Raw genomic sequence first — 18,590 nt, 5'->3', positions numbered from 1 at the left:
CGCGTGCGATCGATGCGACGCGTGGTGTCGAAGCGCTTCGACGTGGAAGGTATGCGGGGGCCGCCGGAGCGTCAATGGGTGCGGTCGGAGTTGGTGCAAGCGTTTCGACGACGCGAGCCGACACCGTGGGTCAGGGTGTGGATCAGCAGCGCGGTGCCGGCGGCCGCGACCGGCACCGCGAAGGCGACTGCGGCCGAGCCGTGCTCCACCGCCCAGCCCCCGGACGCCGATCCGCAGGCCAGGCCGGCGAGCAGGGCGGTGACGACCAGGCTCATGCCCTCGTTGAGGCGGTCGCGCGGGGTGCGGTCCTGGACCAGGGCCATCGCGGTCACCATCGTCGGCGCGGTCGCCGTGCCCGCCACCAGCAGGGCCGCCGCCAGCACGGGAAGCTTTCCGGCGGTACGGGCGGCGAGCAGCGGCAGGGACATCAGCACCGCCATCGCCAGCAGGCACCACGCCAGCCGGCGGTCCACCGGGCCGCTCGGTCCGCGCGCCCCGTACACCAGGCCCGCCGCGCACGACCCCGCCGCCTGGAGCGCCAGCACCACCCCGGCCGCCGAGCGGTGGCCCTCCGCGTCCGCGTAGGCGATCGTGACGACCTCCATCGAGCCGAACACCGCGCCGGTGGCGACGAAGCAGGCGAGCAGCGGCGGTACACCGGGGGTGCGCAGCGGTGACGCGGAGGTCGTGCGGGCGACGGGCGGCGGCTCGGTCGCCCGCTGGGCGGTGAACAGCAGCACCCCGGTCACCAGCAGTGCCACGCCGGCCAGCGTGCCCGCCTCCGGGAAGAACGTGCCGCACAGGAAGGCCGCGAGCACCGGGCCCAGCATGAAGCACAGCTCGTCGGCGGCCTGTTCGAAGGAGTTCGCCGTGTGCAGGCCGGCCGGGTCGCCCCGGAGCAGATGGCTCCAGCGGGCGCGGGACATGCCGCCGGTGTTGGGCGTGGTCGCGGTGGCGGCGTACGCGGCGAACAGCGTCCAGTCGGGGGCGCCCCCGCGCACGCACAGCACCAGCGCGAGACTGCCGAGCGCCGCGAACAGCGTGGCCGGCACGGCGATCCGGGCCTGCCCGTGCCGGTCGACGAGCCGCGCCGTCCAGGGCGCGACCAGCGCGGTCGCGGCCAGTCCGGTCGCGGTGACGGCACCGGCGAGGGCGTACGAGCCGCGGGTGCCGGCGATCATCACGACCGCGCTCACGCCGAACATGCCCATGGGCAGGCGGGCCATGAGGTTCCCGGCGGTGAAGGCGCGGGCGCCGGGGACGGCGAAGAGACGGCGGTAGGGGGTGGGCTGCGGCATGCGCCCACCGTCGCCCGCGGCCGGTCGCGGGGTCCAACACCTGTTCGGAGCCGATTCACGCACCCCCGTTGTAAATTCGCCGGATGCCCGCCCACGTCGATCCCCGCCTGCTGCGCGGCTTCCTGGCCGTCGCCGAGGAACTCCACTTCACGCGCGCCGCGGCCCGTCTCCACGTCGCCCAGCAGGCCCTCAGCCGGGACGTGCGGCGGCTGGAGCGCGAACTGGGCGCCGAACTCCTCCTGCGGACCACCCGGCAGGTGACGCTCACCGCCGAGGGCGAGCGGCTGGTGCCCCACGCGCGCGCGGTCCTGCGCGCGCTGGACGACCTGCGCGCCGCGTTCGGCCCGGCCCGGCCGCTGCTGGTCGACCTGAACTCCCCGGGGCTGGCCACCGGCCGCCGGGTACTGCACCGGGCCCGTGAACTGGCCCCCGAACACGAGCTGATGGCCCGCTTCGAGAGCGGTCTGACCGGTGCGGCCGTGGAGATCGCCGCGGGCCGGCTGGACGTGTCGTTCGGCCGGTACGCGGGCCTGAGCCCGGTGCTGCGGGCCCAGTTGGACCACCAGCTCGTGCGCTACGAGCCGATGGCGGTCCTGCTGCCCGAGGGGCACCCGCTGGCGTCGGCGGCCCGGGTGCCGCTGTCCGCGCTGGCGGGGGAGCGGGTGTACGCGGGCGCGGGCAACCCGCGGACCCCGGAGTGGACCGACCTCGCCCGAATCCTGTTCGAGGGGCGCGGCATCGAGATCGCGCCGCCCGTCCCGCTCGCCGTGGGGGAGGAGGAGTTCCGCCGGATCATGGCCAAGGAGCCGTCGCCGATCCTCGCGGTAGTGGGTTTTCCGGCCATGCCTGGAGCGGTGCTGCGGCCGCTCGTCGACCCGGTCCCGCTGTCCCCCGTGTCGCTGGTGTGGCGAAAGGGGCTGGTCCATCCGGCGCTCGGAACACTGCGCCGGGCGGCGGTCGAACTCGGGTTCGTGGAGGGGTGGTTGGAGTGTCCCGCTGATGGATGGATTCCAGCCATGGACATGGACATGGCGTGTACCCATAAAAGAGACATCGCACACATCGACCCCGCTGCTGCGCTAGATTCGTCGCCCTGAGCACGCGGGGGTCACAGGAGCGCGCTGACCGGGTGGGGGCCCGGTTCCGTCGGCATGTGCTCGTCGTCTCGGACGCGTCCAGCAAGTGACCCGTGGTGTCCCGTGGGGGGAAACGCGCACGTGAAGAATTGGCGGGAAGATGCCCAACCGGACTGGCCGGGAACGGCATCGCCGACCGGAGGCGTACCGGCCGTGAAGGGAGACGCCCCGGAGTTTCCGGGTGATGCGCGACAGCCCGTGAGGGAGGGAACAGGGCACGGCGACCGGGGGGTCCTCCCGGGTGCCGGCCTCGGGGTGGGCGACCGGGCAGCGGCCGGATACCGGGATGAATCGGCACATACCGGCAAGTCGTCGACCTCGAACGGGCTTTCCGAAAACGAACGGTCGAGCGGCGGGCTCCGGGACCCCTGGCAGGAGACCGCGGACCTGTCCGTCCCCCTGCCCGGCGCGGACGCGGAGGACCACGACCCCCACGAGGTGACCGTCCAGCTCGACTCCCCGCACCGGGGGGCGGGCCCGCGCGGCGGCGGCCCGGACGCCTCCGACGCACCCGTGTTCGTCGACGAGTCGGGCCGCCGCAGCCGTACCTTCCGCCGGATCGGCATCGCCGTCGGACTCGGCTGCGCCACCTACGCCGTCGTCATCGTCGCCACGCTCCTGTCCGGGAACGCCGGCGCGCCCTGGCTGCCGGTGCCGGACCGGAACGACGACGAGCCGGCCGCCCGGGTCGAGACCTCCGACGAGCCCAGCTCCTCGCTCGCCCCGACGCCGCCCGGCTTCGCCGCGCCCGGCCGCCCCGGCTACACCGCCTCCGGACCCGCCGTACTTCCGACGGGTACGGTCGCGGCACCCAGCGCCTCGGGCAGCGCCGTCGTGCTGCCGAGCAGGTCCGCCGCCGCGCCGCGGCCCCTGCCCAGCGGTTCCGGCCGGCCCAGCCCGGCCCTCACCAGCGAGCCCCCGGCCCCGGCCCCGGCGCCCAGCAGCCCGGCCGCGCCCCCGCCGCCGCCCGAGCCGTCCCCGTCCGCCACCGCGGAACCCACCCCGCCGCCCTCGCCCTCCCCGGCGGGAGGCGCGGGGACCACGGTGGCCGGGGGTGCGGCGGATCCGGTGGTCGCCGGGTCGGAACCCGGGGGCGGTTCCGGATCGGGTTCGGGGTCCGGCTCCGGATCGGGTTCGGGGTCCGGCTCCGGATCGGGTTCCGGGTCCGGCTCCGGATCGGGTTCGGGGTCCGGCTCCGGCTCCGCATTGGGGTCCGGGTCCGGGTCCGGTGAGGGGGCCGGTACGGCCGCGGCCTCGGGTGCCGATCCGGGAACCGGCTCCTCACCCGAGCCGGATCCGTCCCCGTCGTCGTCCTCCGGGCCCGACGGCACCTCCGACCAGGTCACGGTGTCCCTCACCCTCTCCTGATCCTCCGTCCTGCCTCATCCGACGTCGTCCGAACCCGCCGGTCGTCACCGCGCATCCCATCCGTGCAGCGGCCGGCGGATCCGGCACGCCGTCCGGTCCGTCCGGTTCATCCGGTCCGTCCGGTCCGTCCGGTCCGTCCGGTCCGTCCGGTCCGGCCGCGCCGGATCCGCCGGCCCGCGGCCCCACCCCGCAAGGCCGCCGTCGCCCGGCACCGACGTGCCTTCGGCGCCGGCCCACCCGTGCGGCCGTCGGGTCCGGAACCACGGTCCGGCTTCCGCGGACCCGGCAGAGCCTCCCGGCCCACCGGCCCGCCGACCCGCCGGTCCACCGATCCGCCGGTCCACCGATCCGCCGGTCCACCGATCCGCCGGCCCATCGGCACCGCCGTGCCCGGCACCGCCGTCACACCCGGCACCGCCGCCTCCGTCCTCGTCCCCGTCCCTTTCCGGCATCCGGCCGGCCCGTCCTCGTCCCCGAAAGAACGTCCCTCATGGCTCCACGCAGCAGCCGGCCCACGACCCGAAGGTCCGCCGGACACCCCGCCCACCCCGCGCACGACCCGACCCCACCCGCCTCCGACCACGACGACGAGCGGGGCGGCGCACCGCGGCCGCCCGCGGCCGGACGCCGTGGCGGCCGGGGCCGCTCCCGCGGTCGCCGGACACCGGCAGGCGGCCGGGCCCCCGCCGGGGGCGGCTCCCCGGCGGGCGCCGCCCGCAGACGCCTGCGGCCACCCCTGCGCCTGCGCCATCTGCTGCCCCTCGTGGTGCTGTTCGCGATGATGGCGATGCTCCTGCTGCGCGGCTACGTGCACAGCGAGATCCTCGCCGACCACCGCGTCCGCCCGGACGCCGCCGCCGACCGGGTGCCGCGGGCGATCCTCGACGGCGGCCCCGTCGTCGACACCCGCGGCGGCCGGGCCACCAGCATCGACGTCCCGGACCACCGGATCGTCCTCACCTTCGACGACGGCCCCGACCCCCGCTGGACGCCGCAGGTCCTCGACGTCCTGAAGAAGCACCGCGCGCACGCCGTCTTCTTCATCACCGGCACGATGGCCAGCCGCCACCCGGACCTCGTGCGGCGCATGGTCGACGAGGGCCACGAGATCGGGCTGCACACCTTCAACCACCCCGACCTCTCCTACCAGTCGAAGAAGCGCATCGACTGGGAGCTGACCCAGAACCAGCTCGCCCTCGCCGGCGCCGCGGGCATCCGCACCTCGCTGTTCCGCCCGCCGTACTCCTCCACCGCCTCCGCCCTGGACAACAACACCTGGCCGGTGACCCGGTACGTCGGCAGCCGCGGCTACCTCACCGTCCTGACCGGCGCCGACAGCGAGGACTGGCGCAGGCCGGGCGTCGCGCGGATCATCCGCAACGCCACACCCGCCGACGGCAGGGGCGCGATCGTCCTGATGCACGACTCCGGCGGCGACCGCAGCCAGACGGTCCGGGCCCTCGACACCTACCTCCCCCGGCTCAAGGGGGAGGGCTACGCGTTCGAGAACCTCACCGAGGCCCTCGACGCACCCAGTGCGCACACCGAGGTCGGCGGCCTCGACCTGTGGAAGGGACGCGCCTGGACCGCCCTGGTCACCGCCGCCGACGACCTCACCGGCGTGCTCGCCGTCGGCCTCGCCGTCATCGGCTTCCTCGTCTTCGCCCGCTTCGGCCTGATGCTGCTGCTGTCCGCCGTCCACACCCGTCGCACCCGCCGCGCCGACTTCGCGTGGGGCCCCGACGCGCCGGTCACCGAACCGGTGTCGGTGCTGGTCCCGGCGTACAACGAGGCCAAGTGCATCGAGAACACGGTCCGTTCCCTGGTCAGGAGCGAGCACCCGGTGGAGATCCTCGTCGTCGACGACGGCTCCTCCGACGGCACCGCCCGCATCGTGGAGGACCTCGGCCTGCCCGGCGTACGCGTCGTCCGCCAGCTCAACGCGGGCAAGCCCGCCGCCCTCAACCGGGGCATCGCGGGCGCCCGGCACGACATCGTCGTGATGATGGACGGCGACACCGTCTTCGAGCCGTCCACCGTCCGCGAGCTGGTGCAGCCCTTCGCCGACCCGCGCGTCGGCGCCGTCGCCGGCAACGCCAAGGTCGGCAACAAGGACACCCTCATCGGCGCCTGGCAGCACATCGAGTACGTGATGGGCTTCAACCTCGACCGCCGCATGTACGACGTCCTGGGCTGCATGCCCACCATCCCCGGCGCGGTGGGCGCGTTCCGCCGCACCGCCCTGGAGCGGGTCGGCGGCATGAGCGACGACACCCTCGCCGAGGACACCGACATCACCATGGCGCTGCACCGCGACGGCTGGAAGGTGGTCTACGCGGAGAAGGCCCGCGCCTGGACCGAGGCCCCGGAGTCGGTGCAGCAGCTGTGGTCCCAGCGCTACCGCTGGTGCTACGGCACCATGCAGGCCATCTGGAAGCACCGCCGCGCCCTGCTGGAACGCGGCCCCTCGGGCCGCTTCGGCCGGGTCGGCCTGCCCCTGGTCTCCCTGTTCATGGTCGTCGCCCCGCTGCTGGCGCCCCTGATCGACCTGTTCCTGGTCTACGGACTGCTGTTCGGCCCGACGGGGAGGACGATCGCGGCCTGGTGCGGCGTGCTCGCCGTCCAGGCGGCCTGCGCGGCCTACGCCTTCGTCCTGGACCGGGAGCGCCTGACCCCGCTGATCTCCCTGCCCCTGCAACAGCTCCTCTACCGCCAGCTGATGTACATCGTCCTGCTCCAGTCCTGGATCACCGCCCTCACCGGCGGCCGGCTGCGCTGGCAGAAACTGCGCCGGATGGGCCAGGTGGCGGCCCCGCCCGCCGAGGAGACGCGGCCCGTCGTGGAGCAGGGGGCGGCCCGATGAGCACCCGGTCCTCCGACCCGATGGGCACCCGGTCCTCCGGCCCGATGAGCACCCGTCCCGCCGGCCTCCCCACGCAGACGCGGACACCGGCCGAGACGGACCGCAAGGCACAGGCGTCACAAGAAGTACGCGAGACACCGCGCGGACCGGCGTCCCGCGACCGCTACTTCGACCTCCTGCGCGCCGTCGCCCTGTTCCGCGTCGTCTTCTACCACCTCATGGGCTGGGCCTGGCTGCCCGTCGTCTTCCCCTCCATGGGCGTGATGTTCGCCCTGGCCGGCAACCTCATGGCCCGGTCCCTGCGCCGTCGCCCCGCGACCGACGTCGTCCGCGGCCGGCTCCGCCGCCTCCTGCCGCCCCTGTGGCTGCTCGGCGCGGTGGGCGTCACGGGCATGCTGCTGGGCGGCTGGGGCCCGGGCGAGGAGGGCCACCCCGGCTGGTGGTGGCTCCACCTCTCCTTCTGGATCCTCCCGCTGAGCGACCCGCCCTACGGCGAGGGCCTGCCCGGCGTCCCCGGGCTGATCGGCGGGGACTGGGCGGTCGCCGTGGGCGTACCCCTGTGGTACCTGCGCGCCTACCTCTGGTTCGTGCTGCTGTCCCCGCTGCTGCTGCGCGCCCTGCGGGCCGCGCCCTGGCCGACGGTCCTCGCGCCGGTCGCGCTGTCGGCCGCCCTGGAGTTCGGCCCGCAGGCCGTCCCCGGCTGGCGGCTGGAGTCGGTGCTCAGCGACCTCGGCGCGTTCGGCGCGTGCTGGCTGCTCGGCATGGCCCACCAGGAGGGTGTCCTGCGCCGGCTGCCGCGGTACGTCGTCCCCTCCCTCGCGCCGGTGGTGGCGGGCGCCGGCCTCTGGTACGCCCTCACCCAGGACCTCAGGACGGGGCACGACCTCGACGACATGCCGTTCGCGCAGGCCCTGTGGTCCTCCGCGGCCGTTCTCCTCCTCCTGCACCTCAGCCCCGCCTGGCAGGAGTGGCCCCGTCGCCTGCGCCGCTGGGACCGGCCGATCACCCTGCTCAACGCACGTGCCGTGACGGTCTACCTCTGGCACAACGTGTGCATCGTGGTCGTGGAGACGCTCTGGGACCACCTGTGGAACATCGGCGTCCTGGAGACGGACGCCCACTGGATCCTGGTGAGCCCCTGGGCCCAGCTGCCGGCCGTCTGGCTGCTCACCGCGGGCTGCGTCGTCTGTTTCGGCTGGGTGGAGGACCTGGCGGCCGGGAGACGCCCGCGGATCTGGCCGGACGGACGCCCGGGAGTCCACCGGGCCTGAGCCGTCGTGCCGCACCTCTCATGACGCCTTCGCGCAAGGTGAGAGCAACGTTCCCTTCCGGTCACCCACAGCCACAGACCGGAAACGCGCCCTCCCTACCTTCGGGACTCATCACCGCTCATCCCCGCGAACCACCCGAGCCCCGGAGCACGTGGAGGCGTCATGACAGCCCCTGGTACAGCCCCCGCACCCCCGACCGACCCGAGCACCGCCTCGGCCCCCGCCAAGAAGGGGAGCCGCTGGATCGAGGAGTGGGACCCGGAGAACGAGGCCTTCTGGAACGCCAAGGGCGAGAAGATCGCCCGGCGCAACCTCCTCTTCTCCGTCCTCTCCGAGCACATCGGGTTCTCGATCTGGACCCTGTGGTCGGTGCTGGTGCTCTTCATGGGCCCGGAGTACGGCCTCACCCCCGCCGACAAGTTCCTGCTCACCTCGATGGTGACCCTCGTCGGCGCCGTCGTCCGCGTGCCGTACACCTTCGCCGTCGCGGTGTTCGGCGGGCGGAACTGGACGATCATCTCCGCCACCCTGCTGCTCGTCCCCGCCGTCGCGGCGTTCACGGTGATGGAGCCGGGCACCTCGTTCGGCACCTTCCTCCTCGTGGGCCTGCTGGCCGGCGTCGGCGGCGGCAACTTCGCCTCCTCGATGACCAACATCAACGCCTTCTTCCCGCTCCGCAAGAAGGGCTGGGCGCTCGGCCTCAACGCGGGCGGCGGCAACATCGGCGTGCCGGTGATCCAGCTGGTCGCCCTCGCCGTCATCGGCGCGAGCGGCGGGCCCCGCGTGCTGCTCGGCATCTACATCCCGCTGATCCTCGTCGCCGCGACCCTCGCCGCCCTGTACATGGACAACCTGGCATCCGTGAAGAACGACACCGGCGCCGCGATCGACGCCGCGAAGGACGGGCACACCTGGATCATGTCCTTCCTCTACGTCGGGACGTTCGGGTCGTTCATCGGGTACTCCTTCGCCTTCGGGCAGGTGCTCACCAACCAGTTCGGCCGCACGCCCCTCCAGGCCGCCTACCTCACCTTCATCGGCCCGCTCCTCGGCTCCCTGATCCGCCCCGTCGGCGGCTGGCTCGCCGACCGCTACGGCGGGGCCCGCATCACCCTCTACAACTACGTCGGCATGGCCGCCGCCACCGCCGTCCTGGTCTTCGCCAGCATGCAGAAGTCGCTGCCGCTGTTCGTCTGCGTCTTCGTCGTCCTGTTCGTCCTCACCGGCCTCGGCAACGGGTCGACGTACAAGATGATCCCCGGCATCTTCCAGGCGAAGGCCGTCGCGAAGGGGCTCGTGGGCGAAGAGGCGGCCGCCCACGGACGCCGGCTCTCCGGCGCCTCCATGGGGCTCATCGGAGCCGTCGGCGCGCTGGGCGGCGTCGCCATCAACCTCGCCTTCCGGCAGTCCTTCCTCTCCTACGGCACCGGCACCGGCGCCTTCGTCGCCTTCCTCGCCTTCTACGGCGTGTGCTTCGTGGTCACCTGGGCCGTATACCTTCGCCGCCCGGCCGGCCGGATCACCGCCACCGGGACCGCGTCCGGGACGAAGACGCAGCTCAGCTACGCCGAGGTGTGACGTAACACCGGCGACACGAAGCCGAACCGAGCCTGTCACGCACCATTGGCAGGCTCGCTCGGCATGTAGGTCCATACGACTCCACCGCGGGACGAGAGTGATGTACGAGCACCAGCAGCAGCGACCGGACCACGACCCGGACGGCCGGGCCGCCGAGCAGCACGGGCCCCTCGCCGGCTTCACGGTGGGGGTGACCGCCGCGCGCCGCGCCGACGAGCTCGGGGCGCTGCTCCGGCGGCGCGGGGCGGCGGTGCTGCACGCGCCCGCCCTGCGGATCGTGCCGCTCGCCGACGACGGCGAACTCCTCGCCGCCACCAAGGACCTCCTCGACCAGGCACCCGACGTCGTGGTCGCCACCACCGCCATCGGCTTCCGCGGCTGGGTGGAGGCCGCCGACGGCTGGGGGCTCGGCGAACAGCTGATCGCCCGCCTCGACGGCGTCGAACTCCTCGCCCGCGGCCCCAAGGTCAAGGGCGCGATCCGCGCCGCCGGACTCACCGAGGAGTGGTCGCCGTCCAGCGAGTCGATGGCCGAGGTCCTCGACCGGCTGCTGGAGGAGGGCGTCGAAGGCCGCCGCGTCGCCGTCCAGTTGCACGGCGAACCGCTGCCCGGCTTCGTGGAGGCGCTGCGGGCCGGGGGAGCGGAGGTCGTGGGCGTGCCCGTGTACCGGTGGATGCCGCCGGAGGACATCTCGCCCCTCGACCGGCTGCTGGACGCCACCGTCTCGCGCGGCCTGGACGCGGTGACCTTCACCAGCGCGCCCGCCGCCGCCTCCCTGCTGTCCCGCGCCGAGGAACGCGGGCTGCTCCCCGAACTCCTCGCCGCCCTGAACCACGACGTCCTGCCGGCCTGCGTCGGCCCGGTCACCGCGCTGCCCCTGCAGGCGCGCGGGGTGGACACCGTCTCGCCCGAGCGGTTCCGGCTCGGACCCCTCGTGCAACTGCTGTGCACCGAACTGCCGGGCCGGGCCCGCACACTGCCCGTCGCCGGCCACCGGATGGAGATCCGGGGCCACGCCGTGCTGGTCGACGGCTGTCTCCGGCCCGTACCGCCCGCCGGGATGTCCCTGCTGCGGGCGCTGGCACGGCGGCCGGGCTGGGTCGTCCCGCGCGCCGACCTGCTGCGGGCGCTGCCCGGGACGGGGAAGGACGAGCACGCCGTGGAGACGGCGATGGCCCGGCTCCGGACCGCCCTCGGGGCGCCGAAGCTGATCCAGACGGTGGTCAAGCGGGGGTACCGGCTGGCGCTGGACCCCGCGGCCGATGCGAAGTACGCGGACGGGTGAGGGGTGAACCGGGGTTCGGGTGACCGTCACGGGGGCTGCGCCCCCGGACCCCCGTCACGGGGGCTGCCGCCCCCGGACCCCCGCTTCGGCCTGAACGGCCTCGTCCTCAATCGCCGGACGGGCTGGGATGTCCGGACCGGCGTCGGGAGGGGACCCCGGACGGGCCGGGTTGTCCGGACCGGCGTCGGGAGGTGCCCCGGACGGGCTGGGATGTCCGGACCGGCGTCGGGAGGTGCCCCGGACGGGCTGGGATGTCCGGACCGGCGTCGGGAGGTGCCCCGGACGGGCTGGGATGTCCGGACCGGCGTCGGGAGGTGCCCCGGACGGGCCGGGTTGTCCGGACCGGGGTCTTCCAGTGGCCCGCCCCCACCCCCCACTGTGAAAGGTGACGCTTCCTCCGGCAGCCTCTCCTCGGTGGTGACAGGCACATGGCACTGGGTACGGGCACGTCCCCCTACGACCTCCGCTTCGACGCCGGGCGGATCTGCCTGGACCTGCTCGCCACCGCCCACCCCCTCGAACGGCTCGACGCCGTGGCGCCGTTGTGCGCCTGGATCGGCGGGTCCGGTCTCGTGCCGCCCGGCACGCCGCTGACCCACGCCGGCCCCTCCTGGCCGCCCGCCTTCCGGGAACTGCGCTCCGGCGTCGGTCACTTGGTGTCCGGGTGGCTCACCGGCGAGACGCGGCCGGCGTACGGCGCCGCCCTCGCGCACGTCAACGCCGTCGCCCGTGCCGCGCCCCCGGCCCCCCGTGCCGTCCGCGCGCAGGACGGCGGGCTGGTGCGGGAGTTGGACGGGGAGCCGGAGTGCGCGGCGCTGCTCGCGGTGGTCGCCCGCGACGCGGTGTCGCTGCTGACCGATCCCGCCGCGCGGGCGGACCTGCGGCAGTGCGCGGGGGACAACTGCCCGATCGTGTACGTCGACACGTCCCGCGGGCGGCGCAGGCGCTGGTGTTCCAGCGAGGTCTGCGGGAACCGCGAACGGGTCGCCCGGCACCGCCGGCGCGCGGCGCTCGCGCGCGCCTGACCGTCGTCGAGCGACAAGTGAGCCGTCCGCTACGGGGTGTTCATGCCCATACCGTCGAAGTGTCGTCGAAGTGATTTCGATTACACGCCGTTTACCTTCGCGTGTCGCCGGGCAGCCCGCCGCCGCGTCGTTCGTGTGGGGGAAATGTAAAGAAAGAGGGGCGGGAATGTGCCTCCATGTTCCTCTTGTCATGTCACCCCGCAGAAATCTGTCACTCCGGTTTGAACACCCGCCGGACCGCATCCGTACCGGTGGGGGAGCGACCGACTCGGGGGAACCCCCGGACACCGGAGGTGGGCGTGCGCAAGGATGCGGCCGTGGCCAATGAACGTGGATCGAGGGCCCGACATCGCATGTCCCAGCCCTCGGAACCTGACGAGGAGCTGATGCGTGCTCTGTATCGGGAGCATGCCGGACCCCTCCTCGCGTACGTCCTGCGACTGGTTGCCGGTGACCGGCAGCGCGCCGAGGACGTCGTGCAGGAGACACTCATCCGTGCCTGGAAGAACGCCGGTCAGCTCAACCGGGCGACCGGATCGGTACGCCCCTGGCTGGTGACGGTCGCACGTCGCATCGTCATCGACGGCCACCGCAGCCGGCAGGCCCGGCCGCAGGAGGTCGACCCGTCGCCGCTGGAGGTCATCCCCGCGGAGGACGAGATCGACAAGGCGCTGTGGCTGATGACGCTGTCGGACGCTCTCGACGACCTGACCCCGGCCCACCGGGAGGTGCTCGTCGAGACGTATTTCAAGGGGCGTACCGTCAATGAGGCGGCCGAGACGCTGGGCATACCCAGCGGCACCGTGCGCTCACGGGTCTTCTACGCCCTGCGGTCGATGAAGCTGGCTCTCGAGGAGCGGGGGGTGACGGCGTGATGAGTGTTTACGGGGGATTCGGAACGGGTGGTTCGGGTATGTCTGGCCCCATGCAGGGACCTGTGCAGGGATCTCCGAGCCCGAGCGAACACGAGACCGTGGGCGCCTACGCCCTCGGGATTCTCGACGACGCCGAGGCAACCGCTTTCGAGGCGCATCTCGCCGGGTGCGAGTGGTGCGCCCAGCAGCTCGACGAACTCGCGGGGATGGAACCGATGCTGGCCGCGCTCGCGGACCTGCCGGGCGCCGGGACCCCCGCGATCGGCGAGTCCCTGTCCGCGAAGCCGGGCCCGCGACTGGCCGAGAAGCTCGTCGTCGAGGTCTCCGACCGCCGCGCCCGGAAGCGTCGGCGCAGCATGTACATGATCGCGGCCGGCGTCGCGCTGATCATCGGCGGCCCGCTCGTGGCGGTGGCGGCCGGCGGCGGCGACGACAGCGGCGGCACCGGCGTCGAGGCGGGCGCGAGCCCCGCGAAGTCGGTCTTCGAGACGCTCTCCGACAAGGTCACGGGCACCGACCCGGGCACCAAGGTCACCGCGACCGTCGCCATGGGCGAGAAGGCCTGGGGCACCGAGGCCGTCGTCGAACTGAAGAACGTGGCGGGACCCAACAAGTGCTCGCTCATCGCCGTCGGCAAGAACGGCGAACGCGAGACCGTCTCGTCGTGGTCCGTCCCGGAGTGGGGCTACGGCCTGCCCAACGCCAAGACCGAGCAGGCCAAGAACCCGCTCTACGTCCAGGGCGGCGCCGCGTTCACCCCGAACGAGATCGACCACTTCGAGGTCATGACCTTCGACGGGAAGAAGCTCGTCGAGGTCGACGCGCCGTAGCCCCCGGTGGCCCCCTTCGCGTACGGTTGACGGCTGCCCAGCACGTCAGAAGGGGGCCCGGTGGCCGCTCAGGCTCAGCAGGAAACCGCGGTCGACTCGGTTCAGGACTCAGTTCGTGACCGTGAGATCAGCGTCGAACAGGAACACCTGGACCGGGTGTACCGGCGCCTCGAGGAGAAGATCCACGAGGCCGAGTTCCTCATGCACGACGCGGCCCGCCGCGGCCAGGTCGGCACGCCCGGCGCCCTGGCCGAGCGGGACGCCCAGGTCTTCCGGGCGGGGGTCCACCTCAACCGGCTCAACAACGAGTTCGAGGACTTCCTCTTCGGCCGGATCGACCTGCTCCCCGGCAAGGACGGGAAGAAGGGGCCCGACGGCGCCTACACCGCCGTCGAACCCGCCGACGGCGCGATCCGCGACGACAACACCGCCGACATCGCCGAGACCCTCCACATCGGGCGCATCGGGGTCCTCGACGAGGACTACGCCCCGCTCGTCATCGACTGGCGGGCCCCGGCCGCCGCCCCGTTCTACCGGTCCACGCCGGTCGACCCCGGCCGGGTCGTACGCCGCCGGGTCATCCGCTCCAAGGGGCGCCGCGTCCTCGGCGTCGAGGACGACCTGATGCGGCCGCAGCTCACGGCCCGCCTCGACGGCCGGGAACTGCCCGTCATCGGCGACGGCGCCCTCATGGCCGCCCTCGGCCAGGCCCGCAGCCACACCATGCGCGACATCGTCGCCTCCATCCAGGCCGAGCAGGACATGGTCATCCGTGCCCCCGCCGCCTCCGTCACCTACGTCGAGGGCGGCCCCGGCACCGGGAAGACGGCCGTCGCCCTGCACCGGGCCGCCTACCTCCTCTACCAGGACCGGCGCCGCTACGCGGGCGGCATCCTGATCGTCTCCCCGACCCCGCTGCTCGTCGCGTACACCGAGGGCGTCCTGCCCTCCCTCGGCGAGGAGGGCCAGGTCGCGATCCGCGCCATCGGCTCCCTCGTCGACGGAGTGGAGGCCACCCTGTACGACTCCCCGGCGGTGGCCCGCGCCAAGGGGTCGTACCGGATGCTCAAGGTGCTGCGGAAGGCCGCGCGCGGGGCGCTCGAAGGGGGAGGACGGCCGGGCGGCGGCCCGCCGGCCGGGCAGCTCGCGTTCGGGGAGCACGCCGACGCCGAGGACACCGACACCGGCGGCGCCCGTCCGCAGACCCCCGCGGGCACGCCCGACCGGCTGCGCGTGGTCGCCTTCGGGCGGCGCCTGGAGCTGGAGGCCGGCGACCTCGACCGGATCCGGCAGAGCGCCCTCGGCGGCACCGCGCCGGTCAACCTGCTGCGCCCGCGCGCCCGCAAGCTCCTGCTGGACGCCCTGTGGGAGCGCTCCGGAGCGTCCGGCCGGCACAGCGACCCCGAACTGGCCGCCGAACTGCGCTCCTCCTTCGACGAGGACGTCACCGGCGAGGACTCCTTCATCGCGTTCCTCGACGCATGGTGGCCCGAGCTGACCCCGAAGTCCGTCCTCGCCGCCATGGCCGACGAACGCCGGCTCGGCCGCTGGGCCCGCCGCGTCCTCAACCCCGGCGAGGTCCGCAGGGTCGCCCGCTCGCTGAAGCGCGAGGGCCACTCGGTGCACGACATCGCGATGCTCGACGAGCTGCAGGCGATCCTCGGCGCCCCCGCCCGCCCCCGCAGGAGACGCGAACTCGACCCGCTGGACCAGCTCACCGGCCTGGAGGAGCTGATGCCGGTGCGCGAGGAGTCGCAGCGCGAGCGGGCCGAGCGCCTCGCCCAGGAGCGCACCGAGTACGCGCACGTCATCGTCGACGAGGCCCAGGACCTCACGCCGATGCAGTGGCGCATGGTCGGCCGCCGCGGCCGGCACGCCACCTGGACGGTCGTCGGCGACCCGGCCCAGTCCTCCTGGTCCGACCCCGACGAGGCCGCCCAGGCCCGCGACGAGGCCCTCGGCAGCCGCCCGCGCCGCCGCTTCCAGCTCACCGTGAACTACCGCAACCCGGCGGAGATCGCCGAGCTGGCCGCGAAGGTGCTGGCCCTGGCGATGCCCGGCGCCGAGTCCCCGGCGGCGGTGCGCTCCACCGGAGTGGTCCCGCGCTTCAGCGCGGTGGCGGACACCCTGGGCGCGACCGTCCGCGCCGAGGCCGAACGCCTCCTGGAACGGGTCGACGGCACCGTCGGCGTCGTCGTCGCCATGAACCGCCGCGAGGAGGCCCGCCGCTGGCTCACCGGACTCGGCGACCGCGTGGTGGCCCTCGGCAGCCTGGAGGCCAAGGGCCTGGAGTACGACGCGACGGTGGTCGTCTCCCCGGCCGAGATCGCCGACGAGTCCCCGGCCGGCCTGCGGGTGCTGTACGTGGCGCTGACCAGGGCGACCCAGCAGCTGACGGTCGTCTCCGCGGACCGCGACGAACCCGACGGGGACGGGGTGCCCGATCTGCTGAGGGACTGATTCCTGTGAAGTCCCCGCACGGGAATGGTGTTCCGGGATCCGTTTGTTAGCCTGGACGTGACACCGGCTCGATCCAAGCCCCCGGGCCCAACCTTCGTCGCCACGAGCGACCACTTGCCGCGAGGCGAGCATGGCGGGTCGGTGTCATAGACAGACGAAAGAGGCCCACGTCCATGTGACGTGGGCCTCTTTCGCTGTGAACTCAACGTTCGCAACCCGGGGCGGCTAACGCCTACCCGACAGTAGGTGCGACGATCGAACGGCATCCAGCGTCACAGGTGAAAGCAGAGGAAGTCGGCCATGGCAACGGCGCCCAGCGTCTCCTACTCGATGACGGTCCGGCTGGAGGTGCCCGCGAGCGGAACCGCGGTCTCCCAGCTCACCGGGGCCGTCGAGTCCCACGGAGGCTCGGTGACCGGCCTCGACGTCACGGCTTCCGGCCACGAGAAGCTCCGCATCGACGTGACGATCGCGGCCACCTCCACGGCGCACGCCGACGAGATCGTCGAACAGCTCCGCGGCATCGAGGGCGTCACCCTGGGCAAGGTCTCGGACCGTACCTTCCTGATGCACCTCGGCGGCAAGATCGAGATGCAGTCCAAGCACCCGATCCGCAACCGCGACGACCTCTCCATGATCTACACGCCGGGCGTGGCCCGCGTCTGCATGGCGATCGCCGAGAATCCCGAGGACGCCCGCCGCCTCACCATCAAGCGCAACTCCGTTGCGGTCGTGACGGACGGCTCGGCCGTGCTGGGCCTGGGCAACATCGGCCCCAAGGCCGCGCTGCCGGTCATGGAGGGCAAGGCGGCCCTGTTCAAGCGGTTCGCCGGCATCGACGCCTGGCCGATCTGCCTGGACACCCAGGACACCGACGCGATCGTCGAGATCGTCAAGGCCATCGCGCCGGGCTTCGCCGGCATCAACCTCGAGGACATCTCCGCCCCCCGCTGCTTCGAGATCGAGGCCCGGCTGCGCGAGGCCCTCGACATCCCCGTCTTCCACGACGACCAGCACGGCACCGCGATCGTCGTCCTGGCCGCCCTGACGAACGCCCTGCGTGTCGCGGGGAAGGCCATCGAGAACATCCGCGTCGTCATGTCCGGCGCGGGCGCCGCCGGCACGGCCATCCTCAAGCTGCTGCTCGCGGCCGGCGTGAAGAACGCCGTCGTCGCCGACATCCACGGCGTGGTGCACGCCGGCCGCGAGGACCTCGTCGACGCGGCCCCCGGCTCGGCGCTGCGCTGGATCGCCGACAACACCAACCCCGAGGGCCTCACCGGCACGCTGAAGGAGGCCGTGCACGACGCGGACGTCTTCATCGGCGTCTCCGCCCCGAACGTCATCGACGGCGACGACGTGGCCGCCATGGCCGACGACGCGATCGTGTTCGCGCTCGCGAATCCGGACCCCGAGGTCGACCCGGCGGTCGCCCGCCGCACGGCCGCCGTGGTGGCCACCGGCCGCTCCGACTTCCCGAACCAGATCAACAACGTGCTGGTCTTCCCGGGTGTGTTCCGCGGCCTGCTGGACGCCCAGTCCCGCACCGTCAACACGGAGATGATGCTCGCGGCCGCGAAGGCCCTCGCCGACGTGGTGACCGAGGACGAGCTGAACGCCAACTACATCATCCCGTCCGTCTTCAACGACAAGGTCGCCGGCGCGGTGGCCGGGGCCGTGCGGGAGGCCGCGAAGGCCGCCGGGGTCACCGCCTGAGGCCCCGTGGGGTGCGGCGGCTGTGAGGATCGCCACGACGTGTCATGAAACCGGCGCGTCGTGGAACCCGGTCCACTCGACCGCCCTCTAGGGTCTGTCCGGCGGGTCAGGTCGGAGAAAACCGGCTACACCTCGAAGGCCGGGTGAGTGGGGTCTGGCGCGTCCGGCTGCAAGGCGGAGGAGGGCGTCGACGCGGAGCGTCGGCAACCGACGACAACGCCGCAGACGGGCGTGTCGGACCCCGCGTCTCCGACAAGATCCGCCGGACAGGCCCTAGGGTGGGCGGCCAGTCAGTGGGCCTCTCCGTGTGACTCCCAAGGGTGTTCTCACGACTCCTGCGGGTGCCGGATTGGCTTTCCCGCCGCAGGTGGGGGCAGGATGCGTCTCTGGGCGCGAGGGTCCGACAAGGGACCCGGGTCCGGGGACTGTCCGAAGACCCTGGCAGCATCGGCTTCGCTGTGCCCAACATGCGGCTCCGCCGCGTGGCACGCCGCAACGGCAAGAAGAACACGGGAGTAAGAACATGAACCGCAGTGAGCTGGTGGCCGCGCTGGCCGACCGCGCCGAGGTGACCCGCAAGGACGCCGACGCCGTGCTGGCCGCGTTCGCCGAGGTCGTCGGCGAGATCGTCTCCAAGGGCGACGAGAAGGTCACCGTCCCCGGCTTCCTGACCTTCGAGCGCACCCACCGTGCCGCTCGCACCGCGCGCAACCCGCAGACCGGCGACCCGATCCAGATCCCGGCCGGCTACAGCGTCAAGGTCTCCGCGGGCAGCAAGCTCAAGGAAGCCGCCAAGGGCAAGTGACGCTCCGCTGAGAGCGCCGTGGGGCGTCTGCGTGCCGTCTGTCGCCGGTCACGCAGTGCCCCGCGCTCCTTCGAGCGCGT

At 73.2% G+C, this 18,590-nt stretch carries 13 protein-coding genes; 12 read left to right on the top strand and 1 reads right to left on the bottom strand.

Annotated elements, in window-relative coordinates:
• Positions 1-71: 71 nt before the first annotated feature.
• The gene (locus ACH4N1_RS27970) at positions 72-1,298 is read right to left on the bottom strand and encodes an MFS transporter (RefSeq protein ID WP_398101228.1); all 1,227 of its coding nucleotides are present in this window, start codon (positions 1,296-1,298) and stop codon (positions 72-74) included.
• An 83-nt stretch (positions 1,299-1,381) separates the two neighbouring features.
• Here ACH4N1_RS27970 and ACH4N1_RS27965 point away from each other — a divergent pair, with 83 nt between their 5' ends.
• The 12 genes from ACH4N1_RS27965 to ACH4N1_RS27910 all read left to right on the top strand — a co-directional run bounded on the left by ACH4N1_RS27965 (position 1,382) and on the right by ACH4N1_RS27910 (position 18,510).
• Positions 1,382-2,395, top strand: coding sequence for a LysR family transcriptional regulator (locus ACH4N1_RS27965; protein ID WP_398101227.1), 1,014 nt, complete (start codon positions 1,382-1,384; stop codon positions 2,393-2,395).
• Between the two features lie 477 nt (positions 2,396-2,872).
• Positions 2,873-3,802 carry a translation initiation factor IF-2 gene (locus ACH4N1_RS27960; protein WP_398101226.1) on the top strand — a complete coding sequence of 310 codons (930 nt, stop codon included), beginning with the start codon at positions 2,873-2,875 and terminating at the stop codon, positions 3,800-3,802.
• A 778-nt stretch (positions 3,803-4,580) separates the two neighbouring features.
• Positions 4,581-6,665: a bifunctional polysaccharide deacetylase/glycosyltransferase family 2 protein gene (locus ACH4N1_RS27955; RefSeq protein ID WP_398101320.1), complete on the top strand. Its 2,085-nt coding sequence runs from the start codon at positions 4,581-4,583 to the stop codon at positions 6,663-6,665.
• Entirely contained in the window at positions 6,662-7,936 is a 1,275-nt protein-coding gene (locus tag ACH4N1_RS27950; protein WP_398101224.1) for an acyltransferase family protein, read from the top strand. Before ACH4N1_RS27955 ends, ACH4N1_RS27950 begins: the two co-directional genes overlap by 4 nt.
• 162 nt (positions 7,937-8,098) lie before the next feature.
• Complete coding sequence (locus tag ACH4N1_RS27945) at positions 8,099-9,514, top strand: nitrate/nitrite transporter (RefSeq protein ID WP_398101223.1); 1,416 nt, start codon at positions 8,099-8,101, stop codon at positions 9,512-9,514.
• A 100-nt stretch (positions 9,515-9,614) separates the two neighbouring features.
• A complete protein-coding gene (locus ACH4N1_RS27940; protein ID WP_398101221.1) occupies positions 9,615-10,799 on the top strand; it encodes a uroporphyrinogen-III synthase in 1,185 nt (394 codons plus the stop codon).
• Positions 10,800-11,227: 428 nt separating this feature from the next.
• Positions 11,228-11,824 (top strand): CGNR zinc finger domain-containing protein, encoded by a 597-nt coding sequence (locus tag ACH4N1_RS27935; RefSeq protein WP_398101220.1) that lies wholly within the window; start codon positions 11,228-11,230, stop codon positions 11,822-11,824.
• Positions 11,825-12,177: 353 nt separating this feature from the next.
• On the top strand, positions 12,178-12,699 hold the full coding sequence (locus ACH4N1_RS27930; RefSeq protein ID WP_010039908.1) for a sigma-70 family RNA polymerase sigma factor: 522 nt from the start codon (positions 12,178-12,180) through the stop codon (positions 12,697-12,699).
• A 50-nt stretch (positions 12,700-12,749) separates the two neighbouring features.
• On the top strand, positions 12,750-13,529 hold the full coding sequence (locus tag ACH4N1_RS27925) for an anti-sigma factor family protein (RefSeq protein WP_398101219.1): 780 nt from the start codon (positions 12,750-12,752) through the stop codon (positions 13,527-13,529).
• Between the two features lie 60 nt (positions 13,530-13,589).
• Entirely contained in the window at positions 13,590-15,989 is a 2,400-nt protein-coding gene (locus ACH4N1_RS27920) for a HelD family protein (protein ID WP_398101217.1), read from the top strand.
• Positions 15,990-16,289: 300 nt separating this feature from the next.
• On the top strand, positions 16,290-17,705 hold the full coding sequence (locus ACH4N1_RS27915) for an NAD-dependent malic enzyme (RefSeq protein ID WP_398101216.1): 1,416 nt from the start codon (positions 16,290-16,292) through the stop codon (positions 17,703-17,705).
• A gap of 523 nt (positions 17,706-18,228) precedes the next feature.
• Positions 18,229-18,510: an HU family DNA-binding protein gene (locus tag ACH4N1_RS27910; RefSeq protein WP_366059018.1), complete on the top strand. Its 282-nt coding sequence runs from the start codon at positions 18,229-18,231 to the stop codon at positions 18,508-18,510.
• The last annotated feature ends 80 nt before the right edge of the window (positions 18,511-18,590 follow it).

Origin of the sequence: Streptomyces sp. NPDC017202 (assembly GCF_044331705.1) — a bacterium.
In the GTDB taxonomy this organism is placed as follows: Bacteria; Actinomycetota; Actinomycetes; order Streptomycetales; family Streptomycetaceae; genus Streptomyces.
Note: the sequence above shows the minus strand (reverse complement) of the source record. Positions and strands in the feature narration are given on the sequence as shown.